Annotated in this window: 8 protein-coding genes; 4 read left to right on the forward strand and 4 right to left on the reverse strand. The window is 62.9% G+C overall.

Annotation, left to right across the window (positions count from 1 at the left end; genetic code table 11):
- Positions 1 to 91: 91 nt before the first annotated feature.
- Positions 92 to 490: an Hg(II)-responsive transcriptional regulator gene (gene merR / locus N7650_RS27695; protein ID WP_003089120.1), complete on the reverse strand. Its 399-nt coding sequence runs from the start codon at positions 488 to 490 to the stop codon at positions 92 to 94.
- Positions 491 to 564: 74 nt separating this feature from the next.
- Between merR and N7650_RS27700 the strand changes: the two genes are divergently transcribed.
- The 3 genes from N7650_RS27700 to N7650_RS27710 are packed head-to-tail and all read left to right on the forward strand — an operon-like array spanning position 565 to position 1423.
- On the forward strand, positions 565 to 915 hold the full coding sequence (locus tag N7650_RS27700) for a mercuric transporter MerT family protein (protein ID WP_003089115.1): 351 nt from the start codon (positions 565 to 567) through the stop codon (positions 913 to 915).
- Positions 916 to 927: 12 nt separating this feature from the next.
- A complete protein-coding gene (merP, locus tag N7650_RS27705) occupies positions 928 to 1203 on the forward strand; it encodes a mercury resistance system periplasmic binding protein MerP (protein ID WP_003150552.1) in 276 nt (91 codons plus the stop codon).
- A 7-nt stretch (positions 1204 to 1210) separates the two neighbouring features.
- The gene (locus tag N7650_RS27710) at positions 1211 to 1423 is read left to right on the forward strand and encodes a GDCCVxC domain-containing (seleno)protein (RefSeq protein ID WP_003089113.1); all 213 of its coding nucleotides are present in this window, start codon (positions 1211 to 1213) and stop codon (positions 1421 to 1423) included.
- A gap of 12 nt (positions 1424 to 1435) precedes the next feature.
- Here the strand turns inward: N7650_RS27710 and N7650_RS27715 are convergent, their stop codons facing one another.
- The 3 genes from N7650_RS27715 to N7650_RS27725 are packed head-to-tail and all read right to left on the reverse strand — an operon-like array spanning position 1436 to position 5082.
- Complete coding sequence (locus tag N7650_RS27715; protein ID WP_003299771.1) at positions 1436 to 4429, reverse strand: Tn3 family transposase; 2994 nt, start codon at positions 4427 to 4429, stop codon at positions 1436 to 1438.
- Positions 4430 to 4432: 3 nt separating this feature from the next.
- Entirely contained in the window at positions 4433 to 4843 is a 411-nt protein-coding gene (locus tag N7650_RS27720) for a putative toxin-antitoxin system toxin component, PIN family (RefSeq protein ID WP_003150546.1), read from the reverse strand.
- A complete protein-coding gene (locus tag N7650_RS27725; protein WP_003089107.1) occupies positions 4843 to 5082 on the reverse strand; it encodes a ribbon-helix-helix domain-containing protein in 240 nt (79 codons plus the stop codon). The genes N7650_RS27720 and N7650_RS27725 overlap by 1 nt, the downstream gene beginning before the upstream one ends.
- Before the next feature lie 201 nt (positions 5083 to 5283).
- Between N7650_RS27725 and N7650_RS27730 the strand changes: the two genes are divergently transcribed.
- Entirely contained in the window at positions 5284 to 6213 is a 930-nt protein-coding gene (locus N7650_RS27730) for a recombinase family protein (protein WP_003150544.1), read from the forward strand.
- The last annotated feature ends 41 nt before the right edge of the window (positions 6214 to 6254 follow it).

Consider the following 6254-nt stretch of genomic DNA (forward strand, 5'->3'; position numbering starts at 1 on the left):
GGGGTTTGGGGAGCAATGGAACCAAAAACCAACGTAAGCTCTGAATCCCACCGTAAAGGGGCTTTCCGATCTCCAGCTCACCCGCCAGGCATTACTCTCTGATCAGTGCCTCGATGATCGGGCAGATCGTTCCGCCGTCTCCCGCATCACATTGCTGCACCAGTTCGCCTAACAGTTGCTGCATGACGACCAAGTCGGCCATCTTCTGCTCGATCAACGCGAGCTTGCGTGCAGCCCGTGCTCGCGTTTCGGCACAGGCGCACGACTCATCCAGCGTCAGCAGTCCACCGACTTCCGAGAGCGTGAAACCCAGCGCCTGAGCCCGCTTGATGAAACGCAGTCGCTTCACCATGTCCACCGGATAGCGCCGATGGCCACCCAAGGGTTTGGCTGGTTCATCCAGCAGCCCGCGTCGCTGGTAGTAGCGGATCGTCTCGACGTTCACCCCGGCGGCGTCTGCCAGCTTGCCAATGGTCAGCTCTGTGGCCATCACTTTCTCCTTGATTCCGTACTTTGGTACGGAGTTTAGAATAGCACCTAGGCAATCAGGCTCAGGAGATGGGAATGGGGATGCAACTCACCGGGAAAGGCTCGCTGGTCGCGAGTTCGCTGACCGCCATCGGTGCGTCGGTGTGCTGTGTCGGGCCACTGGTGCTGTTGGCACTCGGTGTCGGCGGTACGTGGGTGGGCGCTCTGACCATGATGGAGCCACTACGCCCCCTCTTCATCGGGTTGACTCTACTGTTCCTGGGATTGGCATTCCGCAAGCTCTACCTGGTGCCACAGGTTTGTACGCCAGGTACACCCTGCGCCGATCCGCGCACGCTCGTGCGACAGCGACTCGTGTTCTGGATCGTCAGCGTGCTGCTGCTCGGCCTATTGGCCGTGCCGTGGCTCGCCCCGCTGTTCTACTGAAGGAGATTAACCATGCGCAAACTGCTGATCGCCGTGCTTTTCGCCTTGCCCTTCGTGGCGCTGGCGGCTCCCCCGAAAACCGTCACGCTCGACGTGCAGAACATGACGTGCGGACTCTGTCCGATCACGGTCAAGAAGTCGCTGGAGAAGGTGTCCGGCGTGAGTGACGTCCAGGTCAATTTCGACCAGAAGACGGCGACCGTCACCTACGATCCCGATAAGGCCCAGCCCGAGGCACTGACTGAGGCGACCGCGAACGCGGGATACCCCTCCACAGTGCAGAAGTGAGGTCACGATGAGCGCCATTGTCCTTGAGTCCGTGCTGACTTGCCCGCGCTGCGGCTTCGCCAAGCCGGAAACCATGCCCACGGACGCCTGCCAGTTCTATTACGAGTGCAGCAACTGCAAGGCGCTGCTGCGCCCCAACCCAGGGGATTGCTGCGTTTTCTGTTCGTTCGGCTCGGTGAAGTGCCCGCCGATCCAGCAGCAGCTTGGGTGTTGCTCATAGCGTTTAGGGGGATCACAGGTCGTCGTCTGGATTACGCAGTGGCCGCAGCTCGCCGCGCGCAACTTCTTCCGGTACCGCAAAGGAATACCGCCCGAGCATGTTGATGTGCTCGTAGATCAGCGGCGATAGCCGGGCCAAATCCTCTTCCAGCACTGGATAGCCGTGCTGCTTGAGCCGTTCCACGGCCGCCGTCATGTAGAGGGTGTTCCACAGCACGATGATGTTCACCACCAGGCCCAGAGCACCGAGCTGGTCTTCCTGGCCTTCGCGGTAGCGCTGGCGGAGCTCGCCGCGTTTGCCGTGGAACACGGCGCGGGCCAGGCTGTGCCGGCCTTCGCCTCGGTTCAACTGGGTCAGGGTGGCGCGGCGCTTGGACTCGTCGTCGATATAGGTCAACGTGTGCAGAGTCTTTTCGATCCGCCCGAATTCGGCCAGCGCCTGGGCCAGCCGGGTGGGTCTATCTCCCGTTTGCAGCGTGCGCATGATGCCAGTCGCCGGCACCCGGCCGAGTTTGAGCGAGCCGGCCAGGCGCAGCAGGTCGTCCCAGTGCTCGGCGATCAGGTCGAGTTTGACCGACTGGCGGGCCAGCCCGTTGAGCTTGCCGTAGTCCGCGTCCGGGCGCGTGCGCCAGAAGCGGGTACCGCCGACATCGGCCAGCCGCGGACTGAAGTGGTAGCCAAGTAGGCGGAAGAGCCCGAACACCACATCGCTGTAGGCCCCGGTGTCGGTCATGATTTGCGTCGGCTGCAACTCGGTCTGCTGTTCCAGCACGACCGCCAGCAACACCAGGCTGTCGCGCAGCGTGCCGGGCACGGTGATGGCGTTGAGGCCGGAGAATTGGTCGGAAATCAGGTTGTACCAGGTGACACCCCGGCCGGTGCCGAAATACTTCGGATTGGGGCCGGCATGCACGGTGCGCACCGGTACGACGAAGCGCATGCCATCGGCGGAGGCGACCTCGCCGCCACCCCAGACTTGGGCCAGTTCCAGTTGGCTTTGCGCTCCGACCAGGATGGCGTTAGCCGCTGACAGGGTGTCGTCGCGGATATAATTCTGGCTGACCCAGGACAGCCGGTCACGGCGCAGCGCCGGGTTGTCGGTGCGGATCAAGGGCTCCAGGCCGGTGTTGCAGGCCCCGCCCAACAGCACCGCGCAGAGGCTGGTGACCAGGTTGTCGGCGCGTGCATTGCGTTCGGAGACATGGGTGAAGGCCTCGGAAAAGCCAGTGCGGGCGGCGATTTCCAAGAGGATTTCCGGCAGATCGACACGCGGCATCAGGTCAGACACGGCCGCCCGCAGTTGCAGCAACGAGCAGGGCTCGTCCAGCTTGTCCAGCGCCCCGAGCGACAGTTCGGTCTTGCCCTCGGTGTTCTCGCTCAGTTGAATCGCCGGGTTGTCGGGCAGGCGCGCGGCTACTGCCAGCCAGGTTGCATCCAGCTCGACGGACAAGGCGTCCAGGGTGGTTTTGGCGTCGATGGTCAGGCCCAGTGACCGGCAGATGATCGGTCGCGCCGCCAGCCATTCGGCACCGTCGAGCAGGCCAAGGCGCGGGTCGGCATAGCGCCAACTGGGCGAGACGAAGACATCGCGGCGGCGCAGGGCCGTGCGCAGCGCATCGAGCGTGCAGAACACATAGGCACCCATGTCGAGGGAGCCATCTTCGCGGGTGATGTGCTTCTGCCAAGCCTTGGCCACGATCTCCTGCGGCGCGTCATCCTCTGGCTTCCGGCGCGGCAGGTTCAGTTGCAGCCACTCCAGACTAGCCGCCACGCCCTTGCCGGCCGGGCTGAAGCCGAAGCGGATGTGCTTGAGCAGGTCGGGCAGGAAGCGGCGCACGCTGCGGTAGCGCGCTTCCAATGCAAGAAAATAGACGTCATCTACCGGGCGGATCAGCGCGTTGACCTCTTCCAGGGCCTTTTCCAGGGTGGTCCTCGGCAGGTCGTTGAACAGCCGGGCGCGCACGTTGTCATCGCTGATCGAGCTGTCCAGCACGACCTTGCACGCGGCGGCGAGCGTCGCGGCCGACCGATCCAGGTCTTTCAGGCTGCGCATGCGGGCTTTCTTGTCGGCCTTCTCCGCGTTGCTGAACAGGTCGCGCAGCAAGGCCTCCAGGACTTCCAGTGCGTCGTCGTGCGCAGTCGCCTCCAGGCAGAGTGCGAAGGCCACCAGTGTCGCCATCCGCCGCGACGCCGGCAGCCGATTAATCGCGGTGACCTTGGCCGTGTTGGCGAAGCGGGCCAGGGCGGCGATACGGCTGGGAGGGATGTGCGCCGCCGCCGGCAAGGTGATGCCGATGCCGCGCACGTCATCGAGCCGGCGCAGTGCCCGAATCAACGCGGGGCCACTGACCATGACCGGGCCGGAGCGCAATTGATCCAGCCGGGAGCTGCGGTTGCCTTCGGCCACCGTCAGCAAGTCTTGCAGTTGCAATCGCTGTTCCTCAGTCACGCTGCGGCCCAGCGTAAACCAGAGGCGTTCTTCGACCCGACTGCGCAACTGGGCGATAAAGCGCTCTAGTTGAGACACACCAGGCAGGAGGACTTTCTGTGTGAACAGCCACGAGGTGGCTCGCTCAAACAGCACTCCCGGCCGGTCGGTGCCCGTCCAGCAGAGGGCATACAGCCAGCGGCTCAAGCGAAAGCCGATGCCCGGATCGGTGAAATGACGATAGCCAAAGCGGTTCTGAATATCGGTGGCATGTATCCAGCGGCGATGATCGCTATAGCGCTGGAGGCAGTCGGGGTCTGGAATCGCCAGTTGTCGGCAAAGCACCTGCAGGACTTCCACCGGCACGGCGGCGGGCTTGTCCGGCAGAACGCCAACGAAGCGGACGGTGGTCAGCAGAACGGCATAACCCAGACGGTTATGGTTACCCCGCAGCACCTGGATGGCTTCACGGTCTTCATCGCTCAGGTGGAAGTAACGTTCCAGCTCTTCACGGCTGGGCGAATCAACATAGCGGCCAAAACCGTCGCGTTGCTCTTGAGTCAGAAAACCGACCGGCATTGATCACAGCACCTCGACGCAGAACACGGCGGGCGTGACGATCCGCGTGCGTTCGATGTGCCCGCGTTGCAGCAGGCCGGCGCGGCGATCACCGGTTACCAGGTAGTCCGCATCGCCCGCCAAGGCCATGGCCAGCAAAAACGAGTCATCCGGATCATCGGCTTCGACCTCGATGGTCAGGCGCTCCAGTACCACAGCCCGTTGCAGGTTATTGATCATGGCGCCCACCTTGGCGGGCTGTAGGATGGCCTGAAGCTTGGGATAGCGGCTGGCTCGACGAATTTCATCGAGTTGCATCCGCGAGGTCACCACCTCGAAACGCGCCGCCCGCCAGGCACGGTAGATCGCATCGGGCGCGCCATGTGGCGAGATCAGGGCGCTGAACAGGATGTTGGTATCCAACACGACCCGCATCAGCGCTTACGTGCCCAGTCGAGCGCTTCGTCAACCGCGTTGGTCAATTCTGCCTCACTCAGATGGGCGTTAGCGGCCTTGGCCTGCTCAGCGCTCAGCTCCAGGATGTGTGCCCGTACCGCTTCTTCGATGAAGCGCGACAGGTCGCCCTTACGGCCGCCGCCCTGGCTGGCCAGAAACATCCGAAGCGACTGGTCGGTGTCGGCCGAGACGGCGACATTCCAGCGAATGGTATTCATAGCGTTCTCCGCTAATAGGTGTTTGTGTGTTTATACGCCAATCACAAAGGGCGATGCAATGGTTCGACAAAACGAAGGTTTTGCCGAACTCTATCGAGGAATGGCTCGGTTCGTTAAGCTCCCCGCGCTACGGTTCAAATAACTGGTACGCTTAATCAAAGTTCAACTATTACTAACGTAGTCGAGTAAACAGTACTTTTGATGAAGATCGGTTATGCGCGAGTGAGCACTCGGGATCAGAAAGCCGACCTACAAGTCGATGCCCTGAAACAGGCCGGGTGCGAACGCATCTACCAAGACATCGCCAGCGGCGCGAAAAGCGCCCGGCCGGAGTTGGACAAACTGCTGGCCAACGTGCGGCCGGGTGATGCCGTGGTGATCTGGAAGCTGGATCGCCTTGGGCGTTCCCTCAAGCACCTGGTCGAGTTGGTCGGCGAGCTGGCAGAGCGCAAGGTCGGCTTACAGAGCCTGAATGACCCCATCGACACCACCCACGCCCAAGGCCGCCTGGTGTTCAACCTGTTCGCCTCGCTGGCGGAGTTCGAGCGCGAGCTGATCCGCGAGCGGACTCAGGCGGGTCTGTCGGCCGCACGGGCGCGTGGCCGGATCGGTGGCCGTCCCAAGGGCCTGCCAGCCAAGGCTGAGGCCACCGCCATGGCGGCCGAAACCCTCTACCGCGAAGGTCGCCTGAGCGTCAGCGCGATCGGCGAGAAGCTGCACATCTCCAAGAGCACGCTGTACAGCTACCTGCGCCACCGTGGTGTCGAGATCGGCGCGTACCAGAAGAGCGCCAGGTCACGCGACCAGCAGCCTTCGGCCGCGTCGCCGGCAGAGCCGCCCGCCGCCGAGCGGGTGGCCACCGTCACCCTGCGCCTCGCGGTGGTGAATAACAGCAAGTTCGTGCGCGGCCGGAAGCGGGCCACGGAGAACATTGAGCGCTACTGCCTGGAGCCCTATGGCATGAAGCGGCTGGATGCCGGCCACTATGAGTTGACCATTCCGTATCGGAGCGACGATGAGCTGGACAAGAGCGTGCATGACCTGCTGACCGAGATCAGCCAGGAGGCCGACATGCGCAACTGTTTTGTCGAGATGGGCGCCTGGGAAGAAGACACCGAAAAGCGTTGGTAGGGCTTACGTTGGTTTTTGGTTCCATTGCTCCCCAAACCCCT

This window comes from Pseudomonas sp. GD04058, assembly GCF_029836855.1.
Lineage (GTDB): Bacteria > Pseudomonadota > Gammaproteobacteria > Pseudomonadales > Pseudomonadaceae > Aquipseudomonas > Aquipseudomonas bharatica.

Excerpts from the sequence above, each read along its gene's own strand:
- N7650_RS27715 (WP_003299771.1), bottom strand. The coding sequence starts at position 4,429 with ATGCCGGTCGGTTTTCTGACTCAAGAGCAACGCGACGGTTTTGGCCGC.
- N7650_RS27710 (WP_003089113.1), top strand. The coding sequence starts at position 1,211 with ATGAGCGCCATTGTCCTTGAGTCCGTGCTGACTTGCCCGCGCTGCGGC.
- N7650_RS27700 (WP_003089115.1), top strand. The coding sequence starts at position 565 with ATGGGGATGCAACTCACCGGGAAAGGCTCGCTGGTCGCGAGTTCGCTG.
- N7650_RS27725 (WP_003089107.1), bottom strand. The coding sequence starts at position 5,082 with ATGAATACCATTCGCTGGAATGTCGCCGTCTCGGCCGACACCGACCAG.
- N7650_RS27720 (WP_003150546.1), bottom strand. The coding sequence starts at position 4,843 with ATGCGGGTCGTGTTGGATACCAACATCCTGTTCAGCGCCCTGATCTCG.
- merP (WP_003150552.1), top strand. The coding sequence starts at position 928 with ATGCGCAAACTGCTGATCGCCGTGCTTTTCGCCTTGCCCTTCGTGGCG.
- merR (WP_003089120.1), bottom strand. The coding sequence starts at position 490 with ATGGCCACAGAGCTGACCATTGGCAAGCTGGCAGACGCCGCCGGGGTG.
- N7650_RS27730 (WP_003150544.1), top strand. The coding sequence starts at position 5,284 with ATGAAGATCGGTTATGCGCGAGTGAGCACTCGGGATCAGAAAGCCGAC.